This window comes from Psychrobacter sp. APC 3281 (assembly GCF_030407815.1).
Taxonomy (GTDB): domain Bacteria; phylum Pseudomonadota; class Gammaproteobacteria; order Pseudomonadales; family Moraxellaceae; genus Psychrobacter.
Window position 1 is genome coordinate 182,828 of sequence record NZ_JASDCS010000005.1, and the last position, 21,857, is coordinate 204,684.

At 42.0% G+C, this 21,857-nt stretch carries 21 protein-coding genes; 10 read left to right on the forward strand and 11 right to left on the reverse strand.

Annotated elements, in window-relative coordinates:
* Window positions 1-4: 4 nt before the first annotated feature.
* Complete coding sequence (locus tag QL886_RS05140) at window positions 5-493, reverse strand: Lrp/AsnC family transcriptional regulator (RefSeq protein WP_057759684.1); 489 nt, start codon at window positions 491-493, stop codon at window positions 5-7.
* A 221-nt stretch (window positions 494-714) separates the two neighbouring features.
* Between QL886_RS05140 and leuA the strand changes: the two genes are divergently transcribed.
* Both leuA and QL886_RS05150 read left to right on the forward strand, forming a co-directional pair.
* Window positions 715-2,499, forward strand: coding sequence for a 2-isopropylmalate synthase (leuA, locus tag QL886_RS05145; RefSeq protein ID WP_160021915.1), 1,785 nt, complete (start codon window positions 715-717; stop codon window positions 2,497-2,499).
* 217 nt (window positions 2,500-2,716) lie between these two features.
* A complete protein-coding gene (locus QL886_RS05150) occupies window positions 2,717-3,349 on the forward strand; it encodes a hypothetical protein (protein WP_290177863.1) in 633 nt (210 codons plus the stop codon).
* A 152-nt stretch (window positions 3,350-3,501) separates the two neighbouring features.
* Here QL886_RS05150 and accC read toward each other — a convergent pair whose 3' ends face one another.
* The 4 genes from accC to QL886_RS05170 all read right to left on the reverse strand — a co-directional run bounded on the left by accC (window position 3,502) and on the right by QL886_RS05170 (window position 7,886).
* On the reverse strand, window positions 3,502-4,863 hold the full coding sequence (gene accC, locus QL886_RS05155; RefSeq protein WP_057759692.1) for an acetyl-CoA carboxylase biotin carboxylase subunit: 1,362 nt from the start codon (window positions 4,861-4,863) through the stop codon (window positions 3,502-3,504).
* Window positions 4,864-4,988: 125 nt separating this feature from the next.
* A complete protein-coding gene (gene accB, locus QL886_RS05160; protein ID WP_290177864.1) occupies window positions 4,989-5,420 on the reverse strand; it encodes an acetyl-CoA carboxylase biotin carboxyl carrier protein in 432 nt (143 codons plus the stop codon).
* 240 nt (window positions 5,421-5,660) lie between these two features.
* On the reverse strand, window positions 5,661-7,028 hold the full coding sequence (locus QL886_RS05165) for an MATE family efflux transporter (RefSeq protein WP_179797481.1): 1,368 nt from the start codon (window positions 7,026-7,028) through the stop codon (window positions 5,661-5,663).
* 369 nt (window positions 7,029-7,397) lie between these two features.
* Window positions 7,398-7,886, reverse strand: coding sequence for an EVE domain-containing protein (locus QL886_RS05170; protein ID WP_290177865.1), 489 nt, complete (start codon window positions 7,884-7,886; stop codon window positions 7,398-7,400).
* A 316-nt stretch (window positions 7,887-8,202) separates the two neighbouring features.
* Between QL886_RS05170 and hemW the strand changes: the two genes are divergently transcribed.
* Window positions 8,203-9,513, forward strand: a complete 1,311-nt coding sequence (hemW, locus tag QL886_RS05175) for a radical SAM family heme chaperone HemW (RefSeq protein WP_290177916.1) — start codon at window positions 8,203-8,205, stop codon at window positions 9,511-9,513.
* 101 nt (window positions 9,514-9,614) lie between these two features.
* Here the strand turns inward: hemW and QL886_RS05180 are convergent, their stop codons facing one another.
* The gene (locus tag QL886_RS05180; RefSeq protein ID WP_101204419.1) at window positions 9,615-9,755 is read right to left on the reverse strand and encodes an entericidin A/B family lipoprotein; all 141 of its coding nucleotides are present in this window, start codon (window positions 9,753-9,755) and stop codon (window positions 9,615-9,617) included.
* Window positions 9,756-10,016: 261 nt separating this feature from the next.
* Between QL886_RS05180 and QL886_RS05185 the strand changes: the two genes are divergently transcribed.
* The gene (locus QL886_RS05185) at window positions 10,017-10,577 is read left to right on the forward strand and encodes a tRNA (cytidine(34)-2'-O)-methyltransferase (protein WP_201571845.1); all 561 of its coding nucleotides are present in this window, start codon (window positions 10,017-10,019) and stop codon (window positions 10,575-10,577) included.
* 110 nt (window positions 10,578-10,687) lie between these two features.
* Here QL886_RS05185 and QL886_RS05190 read toward each other — a convergent pair whose 3' ends face one another.
* The 4 genes from QL886_RS05190 to tusD all read right to left on the reverse strand — a co-directional run bounded on the left by QL886_RS05190 (window position 10,688) and on the right by tusD (window position 12,277).
* A complete protein-coding gene (locus tag QL886_RS05190) occupies window positions 10,688-11,044 on the reverse strand; it encodes a TusE/DsrC/DsvC family sulfur relay protein (RefSeq protein WP_179797279.1) in 357 nt (118 codons plus the stop codon).
* Window positions 11,041-11,370 (reverse strand): hypothetical protein, encoded by a 330-nt coding sequence (locus tag QL886_RS05195; protein WP_290177866.1) that lies wholly within the window; start codon window positions 11,368-11,370, stop codon window positions 11,041-11,043. The genes QL886_RS05190 and QL886_RS05195 overlap by 4 nt, the downstream gene beginning before the upstream one ends.
* A 54-nt stretch (window positions 11,371-11,424) precedes the next feature.
* Window positions 11,425-11,748 (reverse strand): hypothetical protein, encoded by a 324-nt coding sequence (locus tag QL886_RS05200; protein WP_290177867.1) that lies wholly within the window; start codon window positions 11,746-11,748, stop codon window positions 11,425-11,427.
* 67 nt (window positions 11,749-11,815) lie between these two features.
* Window positions 11,816-12,277 (reverse strand): sulfurtransferase complex subunit TusD, encoded by a 462-nt coding sequence (tusD, locus tag QL886_RS05205; protein ID WP_290177868.1) that lies wholly within the window; start codon window positions 12,275-12,277, stop codon window positions 11,816-11,818.
* Between the two features lie 408 nt (window positions 12,278-12,685).
* Here tusD and glnE point away from each other — a divergent pair, with 408 nt between their 5' ends.
* The 6 genes from glnE to QL886_RS05235 all read left to right on the forward strand — a co-directional run bounded on the left by glnE (window position 12,686) and on the right by QL886_RS05235 (window position 20,992).
* Window positions 12,686-15,550, forward strand: a complete 2,865-nt coding sequence (gene glnE / locus QL886_RS05210) for a bifunctional [glutamate--ammonia ligase]-adenylyl-L-tyrosine phosphorylase/[glutamate--ammonia-ligase] adenylyltransferase (protein WP_290177869.1) — start codon at window positions 12,686-12,688, stop codon at window positions 15,548-15,550.
* Window positions 15,551-15,859: 309 nt separating this feature from the next.
* Window positions 15,860-16,789: a branched-chain amino acid transaminase gene (locus tag QL886_RS05215; RefSeq protein WP_102092191.1), complete on the forward strand. Its 930-nt coding sequence runs from the start codon at window positions 15,860-15,862 to the stop codon at window positions 16,787-16,789.
* 106 nt (window positions 16,790-16,895) lie between these two features.
* A complete protein-coding gene (locus QL886_RS05220) occupies window positions 16,896-17,732 on the forward strand; it encodes a glycosyl transferase (RefSeq protein ID WP_238053020.1) in 837 nt (278 codons plus the stop codon).
* Between the two features lie 73 nt (window positions 17,733-17,805).
* A complete protein-coding gene (locus tag QL886_RS05225; RefSeq protein WP_290177870.1) occupies window positions 17,806-18,672 on the forward strand; it encodes a glycosyltransferase in 867 nt (288 codons plus the stop codon).
* Window positions 18,673-18,737: 65 nt separating this feature from the next.
* Window positions 18,738-19,817, forward strand: coding sequence for a glycosyltransferase (locus tag QL886_RS05230; RefSeq protein WP_238053018.1), 1,080 nt, complete (start codon window positions 18,738-18,740; stop codon window positions 19,815-19,817).
* Between the two features lie 65 nt (window positions 19,818-19,882).
* Window positions 19,883-20,992, forward strand: coding sequence for a glycosyltransferase (locus tag QL886_RS05235; RefSeq protein ID WP_238053017.1), 1,110 nt, complete (start codon window positions 19,883-19,885; stop codon window positions 20,990-20,992).
* Window positions 20,993-21,058: 66 nt separating this feature from the next.
* On the opposite strand, the gene QL886_RS05240 is transcribed toward QL886_RS05235, so the two are convergent.
* On the reverse strand, window positions 21,059-21,826 hold the full coding sequence (locus QL886_RS05240; RefSeq protein WP_290177871.1) for a hypothetical protein: 768 nt from the start codon (window positions 21,824-21,826) through the stop codon (window positions 21,059-21,061).
* Window positions 21,827-21,857 lie beyond the last annotated feature (31 nt).

Sequence of the window (21,857 nt, forward strand, 5' to 3'; positions counted from 1 at the left end):
TCGTCTAAACCACGCTACGGCTAAATACTTCTCGTAGTTCAAAACTGGTATGAACTTGGGCTACGCCTTCGATACGATTGAGGCGATGCAATAAAAACTCTTCGTAATGTGTCATATCACGTACTCTAACCTTAATCAGATAGTCTTCGGTGCGACCTGTGACAATACTACAGCTGATGACTTCTTCAAAGCTTTGAACTTTGCGTTCAAACTGCTCGAAACGTTCTGCTGTATGTCGATCCATGCTAATAGCGATAAACACGGCTAGCGGATAGCCAAGTTTTTGCGCATCGGTTTTGGTATGGTAGCCAGTGATTATGTTCGCATCTTCTAAGCGTTTGATACGACGTGCGCAAGGGGTGGCAGACAGGTTGACGCGTTCAGCGAGTTCAGTAATGCTCATACGCGCCTGTGTTTGCAATAAGCGTAGCAACTGTCTATCTATCTCGTCTATATCTGCAGTTCCTGTACTATCAATATGATTATCTGGCATTTCTTAAGCCTCAATAGTGAATTTATTCGATTATAATGTCTAAATTGTGTTTTTCCACTAAAATAACAGAAAATAAAGTAAAAGAAAGCAGGTTTCTCTCTGTTAAACTTTGATATTATTATGGTATGAACACTAGTTATCTCGTATGATAAATACTGATCTAATCAACAGCTAATCGCCTAGCTAAATATATAAATAACCATATCATCTAAGGATTGATTATGTCTGACCAAGCCACGCACACTGCAGCCACAGGGACTGCAAAGATCACACCAAAAAGTGCCGCTTTTGACTTCCGTAAATACCGTCCATTTGCATTTGCGCCATCGCTGCCAGATCGTACTTGGCCAAGCAAGACAATTGAGAAGTCACCGATATGGGCAAGTGTGGATCTGCGTGATGGTAACCAAGCACTGATTGATCCGATGACCATTGAACAAAAAATGCGCTTCTTTAAGACTTTAGTAGACGTTGGCTTCAAAGAAATTGAGATTGGTTTTCCGTCAGCGGCGCAGGTAGAGTTTGACTTTGCGCGTAAGCTTATCGAAGAAAACCACGTACCTGAAGATGTAACGCTACAAGTATTGGTACAAGCGCGCGAGCATTTGATTGCCCGTACTTTTGAATCATTAAAAGGTGCTAAACGTGCGGTTGTCCATGTCTATAACTCAACCAGCCGTGTACAACGCGAAAAAGTCTATGGCAAAGATAAAGCTGAAATCAAAGAGATTGCGATTGCAGGCGCCAAGCTATTACAAGAATATGCAGCAAAGTATCCTGAGACAGATTGGGTGTTTCAGTACTCGCCAGAGAGCTTTAGCCAGACAGAAACTGAATATGCCGTAGAGGTTTGCGATGCAGTGTGTGACGTGTGGCAACCACAGCAGGGTCAGGAAGTTATTTTTAACTTGCCAGCGACGGTTGAGGCTTCTATGCCCAATGTCTTTGCTGATCAAGTAGAGTACTTCTGCCGCAATCTAGCGCAGCGTGAGCACGTGATTGTGAGCTTGCATACCCATAATGACCGTGGCTGTGCGGTAGCAGCGGCTGAGTTAGGTGTGCTGGCGGGTGCAGATCGTATCGAAGGCACATTGCTTGGTAACGGTGAGCGTACAGGGAATATGGATATCATGGTCATGGCCATGAACTTGTTTAGCCAAGGTATCGATCCTGAGCTTGATTTTAGCAACATGAGTGAAATCGTACAGGTTGTGAGCGAGTGTAATAACTTACCATTGCACCCACGTCATCCTTACGTAGGCGAGTTGGTCTTCACGGCATTTAGTGGCTCACATCAAGATGCGATCAAAAAATCTCTTGATTACAATGAAAGCAATCAAAGCGAAACAGACAATGTCTGGGATGTGGCTTATCTACCTATTGATCCTGCGCATATTGGGCGTAGCTACCAAGATGTAGTACGTATCAATAGCCAGTCGGGCAAAGGCGGCGTCGCGTACATCTTGCAGCGTAACTACGGCTTTAACTTACCACGTTGGATGCAGATTGACTTTAGCCGTGTGGTACAAAAACAAGCTGAAGCAGCGGCACGCGAGCTGCAGAATGATGAAATCTTACAGACTTTTGAAGATACTTACTTGCAGCAGGGTAAGTTTGAACTACTAGATTATAGCGTCAACAATAAAGGCGGTGCGGTTTACTTTAGTGGTCAAGTACAAATGAATAGCGACACCATCGATATTGATGGTACGGGTAACGGCCCATTGTCATCGTTTATTGACGGACTTGCGCAACATACGGGCAAATCACTACATATTATTAACTATGCAGAGCATGCGATTAATCCGCATCATAATAGCGGTAATGGTATCGATGATGATACCAATAGTGATAACAAAACCAATGCCAATGCTGCTGCTTATATACAGCTTAATGTAGATGGCGAAGTGTATTCAGGCATCGGTACTTGCAGCAGTACGGTATCAGCCATGCTAAAAGGGGCGTTATCAGCCTTTGCTCAAGCGCTAAATACAGAAGCTGCTTAATATTAAGTAGTCATTGATATCACGCAAAATTCTGTATGCTAATAACGCCATCGCTCCTTGTCTCTAGCAAGTAAAGCGATGGCGTTATTTTTTGCCATAAATACCTATGAAATTCCGACTACAGGTTTATGAGCAATAGCATAATGTTACTTGTATTTTTGGTGTCTAAGACTTACGCTAATGTATATATTAAAATATTATAATTAAAAGGTTAATTATGGAACCTATCTCATTTGCTTCATTCACGCTAGCATCTATTTTGGCTTCGTTGCCTGCGAACGGTGAGGCTATTACCAAGCCGACCATCACTACTCATATTAGTCCAGCCATTGCCGGACAATGGGAAATAGACTTGGACAGTAGCGCTCATTCTACTCAGGCTATGATGACCAAGGAAGCGGAAGCTAACCAGTCGGCAAATAGTGTGCAACAGCCTAGCAGTGTAGAGCCCAAGGTGATGACGGGCATGGACGGCGGCGTACTGACTCAAAGTGAAGAGCGGGTTCTAAACATTCAACCAACTACTAGTAAGAACTTACTTGCATCAGTTGGTAAGTCTAACCAGTGCCGCGAGCTATATAACTTTAGTGCAGATAATGAGATGTGGTCTGTCAGTGGCAAAGAGTGGACATACGGCCGCTATCTGGTCACCCATCGTGAAGAAGGTCTGCCAGTTATTGCGATCAAGACTGTTTATGATAATAATGAAGTAGATTGCTCAGGCAATCAGATCGACCAGACTGATGAAGCGTTGATTGCATTTATTAATCATGATGGCAACCAGATGCAATGGTGCGCTGACCCTGATGGTAACGAATGCTTTATGAATTTTAATAGAGTGTTGCCATAATTAAAGATGCTCGTTGCACTTTACGTATGATTGACAGCTTATTGATGACATAAAAAAACCGCTATATTAATAGCGGTTTTTTATGTGCTGTTTTAATTCAAGTTGTGACTAAATTTACTAGACTTAGCGAACTCTATAAGTAGTATTTTAGCCTACGAGTCTTTTTTAGCTTTATTCGCAGTCAGCAGCTCTCTTTCGAGATAGTGAATGTTTTGCGCTTCACGAGTAAAGTTATCATCAGCCAAAATTACATCACGATGTAAAGGTATATTGGTTTTGATACCTTCGATAATCAGCTCATCAAGGGCATGTACTGTTTTAGCAATAGCTTGCTGACGAGTTTGACCGTGACAGATCAATTTACCAATCAATGAATCATAATAGGTCGGTATCTCATAGCCAGGGTATAGATGAGAGTCAAAGCGGATACCAGAACCACTTGGCGTGAACAATTGACTGATAGTGCCTGGGCAAGGTACGAAAGTCGCTGCATCTTCAGCATTGATACGACATTCGATCGCATGACCTTGGATCTCAATCTCGCTTTGACGATAAGACAGGCCGTAACCAGCTGCGATTTTGAGCTGCTCGACCACAACATCGATACCAGTAATCATCTCAGTCACTGGATGCTCAACCTGTACACGAGTGTTCATTTCAATAAAGAAAAACTCGTTATTTTCAAACAAGAATTCAAACGTACCAGCACCGCGATACTTAACAAGCTCGCACGCTTTTACGCACGCCTTTAAGATTGGCTCACGTACATCATCTGGGATGTCTGGAGCAGGTGCTTCTTCTAGCACTTTTTGATGGCGACGCTGCAATGAGCAATCACGGTCATATAGATGGATAGCATTACCATTACCATCACCCAACACCTGTACTTCTACGTGGCGCGGGTTCTGTAGATAGCGCTCCATATAGACAGTGTCGTCACCGAACCAAAGCTCAGCTTCTTGTTTGGCCGCTTGTACTTGACCGATTAGTTCGTCAAAGCGTTCAACCACACGCATACCGCGTCCACCGCCGCCAGAAGCCGCTTTAATCAATAGTGGGAAGCCGATATTGCGGGCTTGCTCTTCAGCATTATGCAGAGTCACAGCGCCAACTGAACCAGGTACGGTTGGTACGCCAGCTTTTTTCATGGCGTTGATGGCAGAAACTTTGTTGCCCATAAGGCGAATATGATCAGCATTAGGACCAACGAAGGTCAATCCGGCTTCTTCTACTTGTTCAGCAAATTCAGCATTCTCAGACAAAAATCCGTAACCGGGATGGATAGCATCTGCACCAGTGATTTCAGCAGCGGTTAAGATGGTATTGATATCAAGGTAGCTTTGGTTAGCATTAGGCTTGCCAATACAAATTGCCTCATCAACAAAGCGCAAGTGCATCAAGTTGGCATCAGCAGTAGAATAGACACCTACCGTTTCGATACCTAGCGCTTTACAGGCGCGGACGATGCGCAGGGCAATTTCACCTCTGTTGGCAATGAGCAATTTTTTTATCATGGGTTCATCCTTGTCGAAGCGTCAGTCATTGACTGAGTTTCGATACATAGCATCAGGTTATTTAGCATTGACGCGGTATATATACCAAAAGTCAGCCATAATGAAATAAAGTATGGCAAATATCGTTACGCTTTATAGCGTATGACAGGTTGACCGAACTGTACGACTTCAGAGTTATCTACCAAGATTTCGTCAACAATACCACTTTGAGTCGCTTCAAGCGGGTTCATGATTTTCATAGCTTCGATAATACCTAAGGTATCACCTGCCTGAACCTTTTGACCGACTTTTACAAATGGTGGGTCATTAGGACTTGGTGCTGAATAGAAAACACCAACCATTGGTGAAGACTCAACGCTACCCGCTTTTTCTGCAGGTTTGCCTTCAACAGCGGCAGCAGGGGCAGCGCTCGCAGCTGGGGCAGCCATCATAGTTGGCACAGGCGCGTCATAGTGACGAGTTAAGCTAATATGCTCGTCGTCAGAACTGATTTCTAAATTAACCAGTTCACTTTCTTCCATAAGGGCGATGAGGGTGCGTATTTTTTCAATATCCATAGTTTTTATCTGGCCTTGTACTAAATTCGAGAAATAGTGTAACTAAATATTGTCTAATTAATTGCTAATGATACCTAGATTCAGGGCAATGAGCAATCAATGTACAGTTGTTAACTGAGAATTTTTACATATTTTGACGTAAGCCATCTTTTTAGTAAGAAAATATCCACGATTTTTCATAGTCTGTATGATCAAATAACGCTAACAATGATTATAAAATACAATCCATGAGCAATTGGCTTAACCCCATAGCACAGTTAAGCGTTTTTGCTGATAGCGTAGACGCAAAGTAAGTAAAATAGATGATAAGAATAAACCTGTAATCAACGCCATCCAAAATCCTTGTGCACCAACGTCAGTGAAACGCACTAGATAGACGCCAAGTGGTAGGGCAACTAACCAATAGCAGAAGAGCGTTACCCACATCGGTATGGTGGTGTCTTGCATACCACGCAATATACCAGCGACGTTAACCTGCCAGCCATCAAATAACTGATAAGCAAGTGCAAAGATAAGCAAATGCATAGACTGGGCTCTAACCTCTGGGTTATCGGTGAATGCTGCCGCGAGTTCTGGTCTGAATAGCCATATCCCAAGCATGCAGGTCAAAGCGATCAATACCGTCCATACCAGTCCAGTAGCTTGCACTTGGCGCAGTGCTAATAGGTTTTTTTGACCAAATCGATTGGAGACCATGATAGTGAGCGCCATGGCGACCGATATCGGTATCATAAATAGCTGTGAGGTCACTGACAGTGCCACTTGATGTGATGCTGTTGCCAGTTCACCCAATGGACTGATAACGAGTGCGCCTAAGCTAAACAAACTGGCTTCAAAGAAAATAGAGATGCCAATAGGAATACCGAGTTTTAACAGCTTTTTAATCTGTGTACGATTAGGGCTAGAGAAGCCATAAAAAAATCGTGTGCTCACAAATTCGCGACGTTTCGTGAAGCTAGTATAGGCTGCAAGCAATAGGACATTTATCCATAATACCAATGCTGTCGCCACCCCGCAGCCTGCACCGCCCATTTCTGGCATCCCAAATAACCCATGAATAAAAATATAGTTCAAAGGAATATCTGCGAGCAGGCCAATGATACTAATGACAGTTACAGGCTCAGGACGACCCAATGCCTCACAATAACTGCGTAGAACAGCATATACAGCGAGCGCTGGGAAACCAAATGAGACACCATGTAAATACTGTGTCGCTATCGGCTGAATGTTTTCTGGGACACCCATAATGCCAAGAACATTGGGAGCCAAATTGACAATGATAAAACCGATAATGCCAATGACACCTGCGGTCCATAGAGACTGCTGCGTGATATGTGGTACTTGGCCGTGCTGGTCTTGACCAATCGCTTCACCAATTAGAGGCGTGGTTGCGATAAGCACACCTGTGGCCAATAAAAACAGTGGTAGCCAAATACCAGACCCAACGGCTACCGCAGCCAAGTCAAGTGCCGAGACTTGACCTGCCATGATGGCATCGACCACGCCAAGTGCGGCTTGGCAAAACTGAGTGATTAAAATAGGGAGGGCGAGTACGCCTAAACGTAAGCTGTAGCTTTTAAAATCTTTGAAAGACAATGGAAAAACCATGGTAAGCAACTTTTTATTCTTTGCGGTAATTGTTATTAAGGTAGTTATTATTAATAAACAAACACTGCTATCAATCGACTAAGATTGACGCAGCAAGGAGAGCGTAGTGCCGACGATAATACTCCGATAAATAATATGAGCAAGCTTATAATGTTGCATAAGTAGATAGACAGAGTATGAAAATAAAAGTAAAGACACTAAAATAAAAATAACCCGTCGATCCAAGTAGTGGATTGACAGGTCATATACATAGTAAGATGGTAAAGAAGCCGCACTATGATGTCAACGCTTTAGCGCCGCTATGCAGGTATTAATCTTAGGTTTTTTGTACTCTGCTTCATAGCCAATAGCCAATAGCCAATAGCCAATTCAATAAGTTTGCTCCGGTAACAACTCAAGTGTCTCCGCCATATCCATAATCGCTCGCCAATGTTTGGGCTCTAATGGAATCACTGTTAATTGCTGACAGCCTTTCCTTAGTAATAACGAGTCTTCCAAAGCTGGCAAAAACTTTAGCTCTGATAGTGGTAACACCTCTGTAAAAGCTTGCTCAAAAGCAAGATCAACCATATACCAACGAGGTGCATCTTCGGTCGCAATAGGATCATAATGACGATGCTCAGGGTGAAATTGAGTAGAATCAGGATACCCTGCTGTAGTAACTGTCATAATACCAGCGACTCCAGACGGCTTGGCGCTAGAGTGATAAAAGAATACCTTGTCGCCAACTTTCATATCATCACGCATAAAGTTACGTGCGCGGTAGTTGCGAACGCCGTCCCAACCGTCGGTGCCCAGGCGCTGCAAGTCTTCAATACCAAAAAATTTAGGGTTGGATTTCATTAACCAATACGCCATATATTTGTCCTTCGATTTTTTGTTTATTTTTCAATTTGTTCTTAAAATTATCAGAGTTAGTTTCTCTTAGCTCGCTCTCAACCCCGTTTTTAATAGTGTCTGTTCTTAGTAGAGGCTGTTTTTAATAGAGTCTCTATATACTGCCCATAAGTTGCCATGGTGAATAGGGCGTTTATACGTGTTTTTGTTAATAGTTTTATGATAGATAGGCTTTTCTTTATCTCATCTAGTCGCTATCCTAGCGTTACTTTTGATATCGATCATCATTGCTCACTACAAAATAAGTTTATTTATGCCCAAAGTGAATACAGACAGTATGCTAAATGACCTGAATACGTTAAGTCTTACTGAACCAACGACGGATACTATCGCGGTAGACGTGACCGACATTCCATTGTCTCTTTACATTCACATTCCGTGGTGTGTGAAGAAATGTCCTTATTGCGATTTTAATTCGCATGAGCTACCGATGGACAGTGAGCTATCCATGTATGAGGAATACGTCGATGCGTTACTGTTAGATGCCGCAATGCAGCAACCTTTAGCTCAGGGCCGAGAGATTGGTTCGATATTTATCGGTGGTGGTACGCCGTCTTTGCTACCTATCACTCAGTATCAGAGATTGTTTACTGGGTTACGTACATGTTTTGAATTTGCAGAAGACATCGAAGTCACGATGGAGGCCAATCCCGGCACACTTGAGCATGCACCATTTGCTCAGTATTTAGAGGTTGGTATCAATCGTTTGTCTATCGGCGTACAGAGCTTTGCCGCTGATAAGCTAAAGGTACTTGGGCGTATCCATGATCCTGTACAAGCGTTATCAGCAATTCGCGCTGCCAAAGCGGCTGGATTTGCACGGGTCAACGTCGACCTGATGCACGGTCTACCACAGCAAACCATGAATGAAGCGCTAGAAGATATCCAAATGGCGCATGATGCTGGCGCAACGCATATCTCTTGGTATCAACTGACTATTGAGCCAAACACCGTATTTTACCGCAGTCAGCCTATTTTACCCGATGAAGACAATTTGGCAGATATCGAACAAGCAGGTCAGTCGCTATTGCAGCAATTAGGCTATCGCAATTATGAGGTGTCAGCATGGGCAGGTGCGTCAGACAAATCATGTCGTCATAATATCAACTATTGGCAGTTTGGCGATTATCTAGCCATTGGCGCTGGGGCACATGGTAAAGTAACGATTGGTCGTGACGATAGCAATAGTGGTCATTCATCAGACGTAAAAGACAAAATGGAAGATGACTTGTTAGTAATGTCAGGCATCTATCGTTTTAGCAAATCACGTTTGCCAAAAGATTATGTAGTAATGAATCCAGATACCACAGAGAAGTCTGAAATACACCAAATCACACCAAAAATGGTTGGCTGGCAAGCGATTGATCAAGAGGAGTTAGTGAGCGAATTTATGCTAAACGCACTACGCTTACATGGCGGCGTCGATTGGTCACTGTTTGAAAAGAGAACTGGATTAACGCTTGATAGTATTGCTGAACAAGTGAACAGTTTAGTCAAACAAGGATTGTTGGTAGATAGTGATACGCAGTTGCAACCGACCGTATTAGGACAGCGTTATCTCAATCAGATATTACGCGCGTTTTTATAAAAACTTGCTTGAGTAATTGTTTAATAGCAGCGAAGTAAGAACACAAAAAAGACTTATCAAATGAATGATAAGCCTTTTTAAAAATCTAAAAAAAGCAGACCTTAGATTTTATCTTGTACGTCTTGTGCGCCGCCAGTTACAGCATTTCCGGCGCTTGATACGTCTTGGCCAAGGCCTTTGAACGTGTTGCAACCAGTTAGAACGAACATAGCAGTTAAAGATGCGATGATTACTTTTTTCATAATAGTATCCTCAAAGATAAATGAATGGTTATAAATAACAACAGTGACGCTAAGCATCGTGCTCAAGCTTCACTGAAGGGGTATTGGATGAGACAGTCATACATAAATGCTATCGCGCTATCCATTACAGACATCATAATGAAAGTTAAAAACGCTGCACAGTATCAAAATGTAATTATTGGCAGTAAACTGTAACTTTCGATTACCTACTGCTCATAAACTTAAATAATAGAGCGTTGAATATTTGTGGAGTAAACAAGTATGACCATTCATATCGTGTTGGTCGCCCCAAAAATGCCAAGCAATACTGGCAACATTATTCGCTTGTGTGCCAACAGCGGCGCGCAGCTGCATTTAGTCAGACCATTAGGGTTTGAGCTTGATGACAAAAAGCTACGCCGCGCAGGTCTGGATTATCATGAATATGCTCATTTACAGGTGCATGATGATTGGATAGCTGCAAGGCAAGCACTACAAGCTGCTGACTGCCATGTCGTTACGGCATTGACAACCAAGCTTAGCAAACCGTTTTACGATTATGACTTTGGTAAAAACTCGGACTCTGACGCATCTGATAATTCTGCTATGCCTAATATTGCGCTGGTTTTCGGTTCTGAGACAGCAGGTCTGGCAGACGATATACGTGAAGATATCGGTGCTAATAATTGGCTAAGACTGCCCATGCTAGCTGACTCGCGTAGTTTGAACTTATCAAATAGCGTAGCCATTTGTTTGTACGAGATATGGCGACAGCAAGGGTTTACAGGCGATGAAGGTCGTAGCGTTGGTTATGAGACATTGACAGTCTATGACCCAAAATAGATCCTCTTAAAAGGCAGTTGTATACGTAATGAGTAGTTAAGTACTGCTCATTTTAGTACTCTCAGTTTACGATAAGAGAGTACTAAAGCTTTACAGTAGAGCGGAACTATTTATAAACAGTTCGGTGGTTTTGGTAATCCTGCCAAACGATTGACATGACGCGCAACCAAACCTGTATTAAACAATTGCTGTAGCTTTTGATTGCTAATATCAAGTTCTGGCAAAGTCTTTTGTAGCCATTTAATTAATGGACGGGTTGCTGGCGCGTGATTAAATTTGTCAAAAAACGCGCGCACTTGTTGCAAAACTTCTAAATGCTCATCGCTCAGATTAACCTCTAACGTGTCTGCCAATTGCTGCGCGATAGCAGGCGTCCAAATCGTATGGTCACATAGATGGCCGTCTTGATCTAATTCGATATCAGCCGCTGATAATGCAGCGTTGTGAGTGGTCATGTCATTACTCATAAGGCAATCGTCACCACTTTGTCAAACTGACTGCTCTGAGTCAGATTCACCCATTCTGCGTCGGTTAAAATAGCAGTCAACTTAGTTTCTAAATTAAGTTTGCCAGTTGTATTTGTTGTGAGCTGGGCGATGTCATCTGCTAATGCGTAAATACCAGCAATATCCTCGATATCGCTATCATTTAAATAAGCATTGAGCCAGTCGATAAAAGCAGGAGTGCTGCCGAGTAACATAATACTATCGCCCGTGCGCCAAGTGCGAGACATCTCTTCAGTACTGCGTCTAAGGGTATCCATCGTACTATGCAATTGATATAAAGTTGCCATAAAGGTGTCCGATTACGTGCTTTATTATTTTATAAATATAAGTAATATAGTAGTTTAAAAGGTAAATATCTGCTCAAAGTCTTTTGAGTTGATGACCTCTGGCACGAGTGTGAGCTGTGATGCCAGATCTGTCGGTAACATACCAGTGACCCAGCCACTAAAGACATCATCAGGTAGCCAAGCTGCGGGCATATCGTAAAGCTCAAGTGACTGAATCATGCCATGCAGTCGCGAGTCAGATTGCATCAATAAGCCAAAGACCGGCGCATCTAAGAACAATTGCACCTCATGACCAAATGTCGCTAAAGTTAGCGCAAGTGCACAGCCTTCGTAGCTTGCTGCTTCAGTAGGCGTATGCAGCTGAATTAATAATCTCATGATCTATTCCTAAAAATATTTACCGCTACCAGTGATCTCAATAGACAAACCATCAAACGACACGCTATCAAAACTGTATCAAACGACAGTCATCCTGCATCATCATCGCAAGCTCACTGAGTCCCACTAAGGTAAACCCTGTCGCAAGATTGGCACCGTCAAGCTGATGGCGTGAGCTGTTGTCTACATCACTCACACCGCGGCTAAGTGCTGTACTGACACAGACAGGCAGAGGTAATTGATACTGCTCAGCCAAAGACTGCCATTCTTTGGTCAAGTCTAATTGATCGGCTGACTGCCAACGCAATCGATTGGCTATATGAGCCGAGTCGCCATAAAAGAAGACATTGAGCAATGGTTGTTCAGAGGTAGTATTATCGCTGCTGCCTATGCTATTAGTGTCAGTGTGATCAATATCATCACTATTCGCGGCGCCATTTAGGTAAGCGCGTGCATAGCGTAACGCCAAGTGTGCCAATGGGTGACTAGGGTCAGCAGTAATCAGTAGTAACGGGGTAGTGGTCGTCATAAGGCGCGGTATCACATATTATAAATAAGAGTTTAAAAATTATGGCCGAGTTGCTATAAATGCTTTGTATAAAGTCATTTGGTCGTTATTATTATAGTGCTTGTGTGCAAATTTGCGTGACAGAAAACAGAATTTATACTGATAATGCGACATACAGCGGATCATACTGTCACATCAAATAGCGTTATGTCATAAAAGAGAGGTGCGTCGTCTCTATCAAAGATGTTTATGCTAACATAAAGCGCCGCAAACCAAATAGAGTCACTGTTATTTAACGTGGTTTTATCTCAAGTATAGGCACACTGAGTATTATTATCTGATGCTGTGACTGCCTCGTAAGAAAAAACAATAAACTTATGAGCTAGGTTCACGTAGTCTTACCATTCTATGTAAGGAGTTTTTGTCACTATGTTACCTGCTATGCCCTCACGTGTGAACAATGGTACAGATTATCAGCCTACCGTAGAACAACTGCAAGTACTGCAGACAGCGAGCGAATTTGCTTATCAGATTTGGGAAAGTCGGACCGTTTCATGTCAGACGTTTTTGCGTAGCTATCCATTGAATAGTACGCTGACCCGCCAGCAAATCGATGATTTGATACAAGATTATACGTTAGATGAGAACTATCAACTCGCTGATGAAATCAAGGTCATGAGTGGTCTGCGTCACTTGCGCACGCTACTGATGATGCGTTGGATTTGGCAAGATGCTTTGCAGACGATCAGTCTGGAGCAGCTGACCGATGAGTTGTCTGAATTTGCAGATGGCTGTATCTCTTTTGCTAAAGATTACACTTATCAGCACTTGGTTGCTAAATATGGTGAGCCGACCTTTATCAATGAACAAGGCAATGTACAGATTGATGATATGGCAATCATGGCCATGGGTAAGCTTGGTGCGCAAGAGCTGAATTTATCAAGTGATATTGACCTAATCTTTGTACATCAAGCACGCGGAGAGACCAATGGCAATAAAGCAAAAGGCACACGTAGCATAGACAACAAACGCTTTATGACCAGATTGGGTCAAGGCATTATTAAACTGCTTGATAACAAGACCGCTGACGGTTTTGTCTTTCGAGTAGATATGCGCTTACGTCCATGGGGTGATGGAAGTGATTTGGCCATTCATCTGTCTGCATTACAAAAATACTTTACGATGCATGGGCGTGCATGGGAGCGTTTTGCTTGGTTAAAAGCGCGCGTAGTCGGACAAATAGACCAGCCATTTTATGAAGAGATACAAGCGCTGATTAAGCCATTTGTGTTTCGTTATTACGTGGACTACAGTGCGTTTTCAGCATTGAGAGAGATGAAGTCTCTTATTCAAAACCAAGTTGCACAGCGTGAAGACTTGGACAATATCAAGCTTGGTGCGGGCGGTATTAGAGATATCGAGTTTATCGTACAGGCCTTTCAGCTTATCTATGGTGGCCGGCATCCACAGCTGCAAATCAAACCTTGCTTGCAAGCGATGCAAGTATTATGTGAGCTTGGCTATCTGGAGCATTCAACTTACGAGCAGCTACAGGCCGCGTATCGGTTTTTACGCCGGCTTGAGCATGCTATTCAAGCGATTAATGATCAGCAGACCCAGCGCTTACCACACGATGAGCAGTGGCAGCATAATCTAGCAGTGACGCTGAATTTTGAAAACTGGAATGCCTTATTAGATCAGCTTAATCGTCATCGCGAAAGTGTCAATGTGCCGTTTGAGCGTATGGTAACTGAGCGCCAAGTACCTGATAACGAAGATACTGATCTAGAACCAGAGCACTTAGATGAGCAAATTGCCCGTTTAAATGAAGTGCTAACAAAAGAAAATCGCGAGGTACTACAGAATTTTTGGCAATCAAAAATGGTGGCTAATTTAAGTGATGAAGCCAGAGAGCGTTTAGACGACGCATATCCTGTCATTGTCCATGCGTTGTTAGCGCATCAAGAACAGCAGCAACTTGCCAATACTGCTTTACCGAGATTGATCTCACTGCTTGAAGCGATTTGCCGCCGTTCTATCTATTTGGTCATGATTGCTGAAAACCCCAATGCAACGATTGAGCTGATTCCAATGCTATCTGCCAGCCCGTGGATCGCAAAAGAGTTGGCTCAGTATCCTGTATTATTAGACACATTTTTGCAGCAGCGTTATCGCCATCTGCCAGATAAACGTGAGCTGCGTGATATCTTGCGCCAACAGTTGCTACGCGTCGAGCCTAACGATGAGGAAGAGCTGTTAAGCGTCCTACGTCTGTTCAAAAAGAATCAGGTGTTGGCGGTTGCTGCTAGTGATGTATTGGCTGAACGCCCGATTATGAAAGTATCGGATTCATTGACTTATATCGCTGAAGTCGTACTAGAAGCAGCATTAGAGCGCGCTTTTGCAGAGATTGTTAATCGTTATGGGTATCCTATTGGCCAAGATGGCGACCCAGTCACTGAAGCGGACTGCGGCTTTGCAATTATCGGTTATGGCAAGCTTGGTGGCTTAGAGCTATCGTATTCTTCAGATTTGGACTTGGTATTCTTACACAAGATAAAAGAGCAAGGCATGACCACTGGTGAAAAATCAGTCAGTGGTATGAAGTTTGCCGCGCGTCTTGTACAAAAACTGATGAATTATCTCAATACTCAAACACGTGATGGCCGTGCCTATGAGATTGATATGCGTCTGCGACCCTCAGGAAATGCTGGCATGATGGTAGTGTCTTGTCATGCGTTTGAAACCTATCAAATGGATAAAGCATGGTCATGGGAGCATCAAGCGTTGGTACGTGCTCGTGCGATTTGTGGAGACAGACGAGTCACTGCACGCTTCTGTGATATTCGCCGCGATGTCTTGTCGTTGCCACGGACACTGGATCAAGTACGTAGTGAAGTTACTAGCATGCGTATCAAAATGCAAAAGCATCTAGGCACGAGCCAATGGCAGCAGGAAGCGGGCAAATTTCATCTTAAGCAAGATGCAGGCGGTATTGTAGACATTGAGTTCTTAGCACAGTTTGCCGTATTGGCCTACTCGCATGAATATCCGAGTTTGACCAAATGGAGCGATAATGTGCGAATTTTTGCAGAAGTTGCCTTGCTTGGTATTTGGGATGACCAAGTCTGTCAGGATTTGACCGATGCCTATCTAAGAATACGTGCTGCCACGCATCAATTGGCACTATCAGAGCAGTCTTTGCTCGTTGATGAGTCATTGTGGCAGGAGACGCGAGCGTTAGTACAGTCACAATGGCAGCATCTTATGGGTGTGGAGACAGACGACGAGTAATATCGTAACTTGTATGATTAAGGCCTTGCCGATAGTCCAAGAGACGCTTAAACTGTAAGGCCTTGTGATAATTAAAAAGCGTAATTAAAAACTATAGGGTCTCAAACCAAAAGATTTCATTTGCCAATACGGCCAGTGATATAATCGGTCACACATCATCTTAATACTGTTAGCTGTTCGTCATAATCAAGCTGTGCTTTAAGCAATAAAAATGGGCACTGCGGTGTTATCATACGATGTTGATCACTACTGTTAAATAAAACCTACCTAAAAAAAGTTAGACGTCAGTGCTAGCATAAGGATTATAAAATGAATATGGCAACACAAGATGGTAAGCTTTGGATGAATGGCACAATGATCGAACAGCCAGATGCTAAAGTTCATGTGCTTACCCATAGCTTGCATTATGGCATGGCTGTGTTTGAAGGCGTGCGTGCTTACCAAACCGCTGATAACCGCACGGCTATTTTTCGCCTAAAGGAACACACTGAACGTCTACTTGGTTCGGCAAAAATCTTTCAAATGGACGTACCGTTTGATGCGGCCACTCTAGAGCAAGCACATAAAGATGTGGTAAAGCAAAACAACTTGGCAGAAGCCTATATTCGTCCGCTTATTTGGGTAGGTGCAGAAAAGCTTGGCTTATCTTCACGTGACAATAGCATCAATGCTATGGTTGCTGCATGGCACTGGGGTGCATATCTTGGTGAGGAAGGTATCAAAAATGGTATCCGTGTAAAAACCTCTTCATTTACGCATCATATGCCAAATGTCACTATGTGTAAGGCAAAAGCTTCAAGCAACTATCCTGTGTCTATCATGGCCAACCAAGAAGTCACTCGTAATGGTTATGATGAAGCTATCTTGATGGATCCGCAAGGGTATGTGTGTCAAGGTGCTGGCGAGAACTTATTCTTGGTAAAAGATGGCGTGCTACATACGCCAGATTTAGCGGGCGGTGCACTTGATGGTATCACTCGTCGTACTATCCTTCAGTTCGCGGCTGATCTAGACATCAAAGTCGTTGAACGCCGTATCACTCGTGATGAGTTCTACTTAGCAGACGAGATATTTATGACAGGTACCGCTGCTGAAGTGACACCTATCCGCGAATACGATGATCGTACTATCGGGAATGGCGGCCGAGGACCATTGACTGAGAAACTCCAAACCCTATACTTTGATGTGGTTCATGGTCGTAACGAGCAATATATGGATTGGTTAAGCTTTATTGACTAATAAAGTCGTTAGTTTAAAGACCAAAAAGGCTGAACATAATTGTTCAGTCTTTTTTTTATGCTAATATAGCCATCATATTTATTCTTAAGATTAAAGTGAGCAGTCCATGCCAATAGATTCTAGTACAGCAGATAATAACAATATCAAACAAATTATTTGTATTAAATGGGGTACAAAGTACGGGGCTGATTACGCCAATAAACTGTATGGCATGGTATCTCGCAATATCACGCCACCGTTTCGCTTCGTCTGTTTTACCGATGATACCACCGATGTACGTCCAGAAATCGAATGTCAAGCATTGCCACCATTAGATGTCACCATGCCAACCAACACACTTGGCAAGTGGCCAAAGTCTCGTTTGTGGGGTGAGAAGTTAGGTGATTTGACAGGGACAGTATTATTTGTAGATTTGGATGTGATTATAGTAGATAGCCTCGATCCTTTCTTTGAATACGGCGAGCCAGACGATGTTATTTTATCTTATAACCCGAGTAACCCATTAGAGCGCCTAGGGCAAACGTCTTGCTTTAGATTCAAGATCGGGTCGCTCGTCTCATTGCAAGAGAAATTCAAAGCTGATCCACAAGGTATCGCTGATGAGTATCGTTTTGAGCAGCGCTTCGTCACTCGTAATGCGCCAGGTGGTGTGAAATTATTTCCAAAGGCATGGGTTGCGCACTTTAGACGCAAATGCCGTCAACCGTTCCCACTTAACTACATCAAAGAGCCAAAGATTCCTAAAGGCGCTCGCATCGTTATTTTCCCTGGTGATTTATATCCTACACATGCGATTGAAGGTAGATATAATAAAAATGCTGCTAACAATGCCAAAGATCACTTAAAAAGATTAACTGAGCCCAAAAATCTAAAAAGACCGCTACGTCACTTGCGTCATTTTATCTTGCCAGTAGGGTGGATCGAAAAGTACTGGAAAGAATAGGCTTAATTATATATTTGAGTATTATCGCATTGCATTAGCAAAGATAAATATTAGTCAGTGAACGGATAAAATTATGAATACAGAAGATACTATTAAAGTCTTTGTTGGTTGTGACCCAAATAACTGTGATCTAGAGCAGATGATGGTATTAGATTATAGTATTCATAAACATACCAGTGTACCCGTTGAGATAGTATGGATGCAGCTGTCACGCGATCCTAATAGCTATTGGTATTCTAATCCTGAGACTGGAGAGGGTTGGAATACCACTAAATGGTCAACGCCTTTTTCAGGCTTTCGCTGGGCAATTCCAGAGTACTGTCAATACTCTGGTCGTGCCATCTACATGGACGCTGATGTCATTATTTTAGATGATTTGGCAAAGCTGTGGCACCATCCTATTGAAGGACAGTCTGTTGTAGCTGCTAAGACTAATGCGGATATGACTCGATTGTGTACATGCGTATGGGATTGCAAGGCGGCGAAAAACATTGTCCTACCAAGTAAAAAACTCAAGAAAGATCCCAAAAGCCATAAAGAAATGATGGCTGTATTCAAAGATAATAATCAGCTCATTGAGCCTTATCAGGATAGTTACAACTGTATAGATGGCGAAAACTTAGCGTTAGAAGATATTAGGATTTTGCATTATTCAGATATGGGTACACAGTTCAGTCATAAATATTCATTACCTAGAGTCAGTGAAGAAGGTATTGAGCATTGGTTTGACGGTGAAATAATGTCGCACCCAAGGCAGGATTTATCTGAGGTTTTTGATGAATATTATAACGAAGCACTTGCTGCTGGATACGATTTAGACAGTTATAGGGTGGAACCTTTCGGTCATTTTCCTAAAAAATCTCAAGAAGGTTATACTGGTAATAAGGTGACTCGTCCACACGCTTCTAAATCATTTTTTTCGAAGCTATTTAAACGCTAGTTTTTTAATGAAGCAATGATAAGCCTTTTTAAGAAGGTGAAAACTTACTCCATAGGTTATCGTGTATGAAGCAGCATAAAAAAACAGTGTTACTCGTTATTAATTGTCTACAAGGCGGCGGTGCGGAACGTGTCGTATTAACATTGGGGCAAGGGTTTTATGAATTGGGCTATGAAGTACATATTCTAAGATTTAAGCCGTTAGTACAGTATGACTTAAGTCCGAATCTTAACTACCATGTACTTAAGTTTAAGCCGTATAAACTTATACCAGGGGCACAAAGACGTGACCAGATTTTTGCACGTGCTGTTGATAAATACGTGTCGAAAAATATCGGTCAGCCTGACATCATACTGTCCAACCTAGATCGTGCCGATAGTATTCTAAGTAATAGTAAACTGCCTAATATCACTTATATTATTCATAACACAGTATCACTACTCTATAAGTTTAATAAAAATCACAACGCTGAGCAGTTAAAGCAAAGAATGATAGATATATATGCCAAGCACCCTTGTGTGTGCGTTAGTGAAGGCGCTCAAAAAGACTTTATCAAAAGCTTTGGTCATATTACGCCAACCACCGCCATTCACAATCCAATTGATAAAAACAGTATTCAACAACAAGCCGATGCTTTTGTCCCTGACTACCAGAACTATATTATTCATGTCGGGAGCTTTAAAGATGCCAAGCGTCATGATGTATTGGTAAATGCTTATGCAAAAACAGATCAATCTATGCCTTTACTACTTTTAGGTCAAGGGAAGCATAAAAGTGAAACAGAGCGACTGGTAACAGAGTTAAGCCTAGAAGATAAGGTAATATTTTTAGGATTTCGTGATAATCCCTTTCCTTACATCAAAAATGCGCAGTTTAAGATATTGACGTCTGACTGGGAAGGGTTTGCTCTGGTCATTGCCGAAGCTCTCGTGCTAGGTACTCCTGTTATCAGTACCAACTGTCCGTCAGGCCCAAGTGAATTACTACCAGAACATAATTTGATGCCGATGGGTGATATTGATGCCATTGCCGAAAAAATGCAGCAAGCGATGAGTAATCCGCAAACGTTTCATGCGCCATTCGATGAAGCGCTGCTACCAGCCAAAATAGCAGAAAAATACGTAGAATTTACCCAAAATCTATAGCTGGTAAAATAGTTGGGCAGATACATCTCTAAGTCTAAATATTTATTTTTAAGAATACTTAATAAATGATTGATAATAATACAGAAAAAAAAGAACATTCGAATAGTAAAGAAAAAGTGCTATTGGTTATTAACTGCTTGCAAGGTGGCGGTGCAGAACGTTCGGTCTTGACGCTGGGACAAGGTTTTCATGAGTTAGGTTATGACGTCCATATTTTACGCTTTAAATCTAGAGTAGCTTATGAGCTCAGTAATGATATTTCTTATCATCAACTGGACCTAAATGATTATAACTCTATACCTACGAAACGTCTTAGGTACTGGTATTTTGCAAAAGTATTAGACAGATACGTGCGCAAAGAGATTGGTACTCCAATATTGACGCTAGCGAATTTAGATAAAGCCGATATGGTCTTGCGCCATAGTAGTCTGCCCAATATCGCACACGTAATTAGAAATACTATTTCTAAAAAAATTGAATTGTTTAGAAGCCAAGGCAAAAAAGCAAATGATAAAAGATTAAGCAATATATATTCTCGGCATCCTTGTATATGTATTAGTAAAGGAGTCGAAAAAGACTTTCAAGCTACATTGGGTGTGACGAATACAACGACAATATACAACCCGATTGACCAAAGACAGATTGTGCAATCGGCGTTAGAGTTCGAGCCAGAGTTTGACAGTTACATTATTCACGTTGGTAGTTTTAAGACTCAAAAAGCTCATGAAGTGTTGATTAGAAGTTATGCAAAGACTCGGAAAACATTGCCACTTCTATTATTGGGTGAAGGTGTATTGCTAGAGTCAATGAAAGAGCTGGTTACTTCTTTAGGTTTGGAGAACCGTGTACATTTTTTAGGTTTTCAAAAAAATCCATATCCTTATATCCAAAAAGCACAGTTTATGGTTTTGTCATCAGTATTTGAGGGATTTGGACGGGTTATTGCTGAATCACTGGCTTTAGGGACACCTGTTATCAGTACAGACTGCCCATCGGGTCCAAGTGAGTTGCTACCACCACACAACCTCGTCCCTGTGGGAGATGTGGATACATTAGCTAAAAAGATGGATGAAGCAATGGAGAATGCTGATACATATCAGTCCTCGTTTGACATGGAGTTATTACCAATTAATATTGCTCAACAATATATAGATTTTATGGCAAAAAATGGTTAGGCCTCACTTAGTTACAGCATTGATGAAAAGTGCAGGTCGTAGTCGTGTAGTAATATATGAGATAGACTAATCCAACCACCATTTAGACCAATCATCTCTGTGCAACTGCCGTAGAGTAGCAAAAGCACTGTCATTATTCTGCAGTTTTTCAAACACTGCCAGTAACATGGTCGTGGCCAATTTATCAACTTTCTGAAATTTATTATAGCGTTTTCGCATATTTCTCAAGCTATCATCGGTGCCGATACGAAAATAAGTAAGACCATCGTATAGGGGCAGGTCACCAGCATAAAGCATATCTGTTTTTTCAGTTAGCAATGGCATAGATTTAGCATTAGTGGATAACTGCAGAAAGTTTTTGGTCTCATAAGTACGTAAAGTATTCATTAAAGTGACCACATTCATCAAGATAGCTGCTCTATGAGTATTGTCTGAATGATCAATAAACGTATCGCAAGCAGAGACAATCCAGCGCAACGACAGATGTGTCAATAAATAGTCGCTCTCTGCCTCCCATAACTTTTCAAATTCAGCGAATATTTTATCTATTTTGTACTTACGGCGCATTAGTATAATAAGCGTGTTGTGATAAAAGCAGAGCTCAGACTCACCAAGTGATTTGTATTTCAAGTTATTCAAATGGTTTTCTAAATCTGTGCTTTTACGCTCATCAGTTAACGCTTCAATATCACACATTGATTCAGTAATGGTTGTTGCTTTCATCTCATCAAAGCTTCTATCATTATAGGTTTTGATAATCTTACCTGCATTCAATCTTTTTTCGCTTCGAAAGATCAATAGCAATTTTCTCTGCCAACTTGAAGGTGTAGCCATATTATCAAAATCCTCTAAAAATATATAAAGA

What these genes read in the sequence shown, in the direction of transcription:
- QL886_RS05235 (WP_238053017.1), top strand. Translation starts at nt 19,883, where the DNA reads ATGATTGATAATAATACAGAAAAAAAAGAACATTCGAATAGTAAAGAA.
- QL886_RS05230 (WP_238053018.1), top strand. Translation starts at nt 18,738, where the DNA reads ATGAAGCAGCATAAAAAAACAGTGTTACTCGTTATTAATTGTCTACAA.
- QL886_RS05240 (WP_290177871.1), bottom strand. Translation starts at nt 21,826, where the DNA reads ATGGCTACACCTTCAAGTTGGCAGAGAAAATTGCTATTGATCTTTCGA.
- QL886_RS05225 (WP_290177870.1), top strand. Translation starts at nt 17,806, where the DNA reads ATGAATACAGAAGATACTATTAAAGTCTTTGTTGGTTGTGACCCAAAT.
- QL886_RS05150 (WP_290177863.1), top strand. Translation starts at nt 2,717, where the DNA reads ATGGAACCTATCTCATTTGCTTCATTCACGCTAGCATCTATTTTGGCT.
- QL886_RS05165 (WP_179797481.1), bottom strand. Translation starts at nt 7,028, where the DNA reads ATGGTTTTTCCATTGTCTTTCAAAGATTTTAAAAGCTACAGCTTACGT.
- QL886_RS05185 (WP_201571845.1), top strand. Translation starts at nt 10,017, where the DNA reads ATGACCATTCATATCGTGTTGGTCGCCCCAAAAATGCCAAGCAATACT.
- QL886_RS05170 (WP_290177865.1), bottom strand. Translation starts at nt 7,886, where the DNA reads ATGGCGTATTGGTTAATGAAATCCAACCCTAAATTTTTTGGTATTGAA.
- QL886_RS05190 (WP_179797279.1), bottom strand. Translation starts at nt 11,044, where the DNA reads ATGAGTAATGACATGACCACTCACAACGCTGCATTATCAGCGGCTGAT.
- accC (WP_057759692.1), bottom strand. Translation starts at nt 4,863, where the DNA reads ATGATAAAAAAATTGCTCATTGCCAACAGAGGTGAAATTGCCCTGCGC.
- leuA (WP_160021915.1), top strand. Translation starts at nt 715, where the DNA reads ATGTCTGACCAAGCCACGCACACTGCAGCCACAGGGACTGCAAAGATC.
- QL886_RS05140 (WP_057759684.1), bottom strand. Translation starts at nt 493, where the DNA reads ATGCCAGATAATCATATTGATAGTACAGGAACTGCAGATATAGACGAG.
- QL886_RS05195 (WP_290177866.1), bottom strand. Translation starts at nt 11,370, where the DNA reads ATGGCAACTTTATATCAATTGCATAGTACGATGGATACCCTTAGACGC.
- tusD (WP_290177868.1), bottom strand. Translation starts at nt 12,277, where the DNA reads ATGACGACCACTACCCCGTTACTACTGATTACTGCTGACCCTAGTCAC.
- QL886_RS05180 (WP_101204419.1), bottom strand. Translation starts at nt 9,755, where the DNA reads ATGAAAAAAGTAATCATCGCATCTTTAACTGCTATGTTCGTTCTAACT.
- accB (WP_290177864.1), bottom strand. Translation starts at nt 5,420, where the DNA reads ATGGATATTGAAAAAATACGCACCCTCATCGCCCTTATGGAAGAAAGT.
- QL886_RS05200 (WP_290177867.1), bottom strand. Translation starts at nt 11,748, where the DNA reads ATGAGATTATTAATTCAGCTGCATACGCCTACTGAAGCAGCAAGCTAC.
- QL886_RS05220 (WP_238053020.1), top strand. Translation starts at nt 16,896, where the DNA reads ATGCCAATAGATTCTAGTACAGCAGATAATAACAATATCAAACAAATT.
- QL886_RS05215 (WP_102092191.1), top strand. Translation starts at nt 15,860, where the DNA reads ATGAATATGGCAACACAAGATGGTAAGCTTTGGATGAATGGCACAATG.
- hemW (WP_290177916.1), top strand. Translation starts at nt 8,203, where the DNA reads ATGCTAAATGACCTGAATACGTTAAGTCTTACTGAACCAACGACGGAT.
- glnE (WP_290177869.1), top strand. Translation starts at nt 12,686, where the DNA reads ATGTTACCTGCTATGCCCTCACGTGTGAACAATGGTACAGATTATCAG.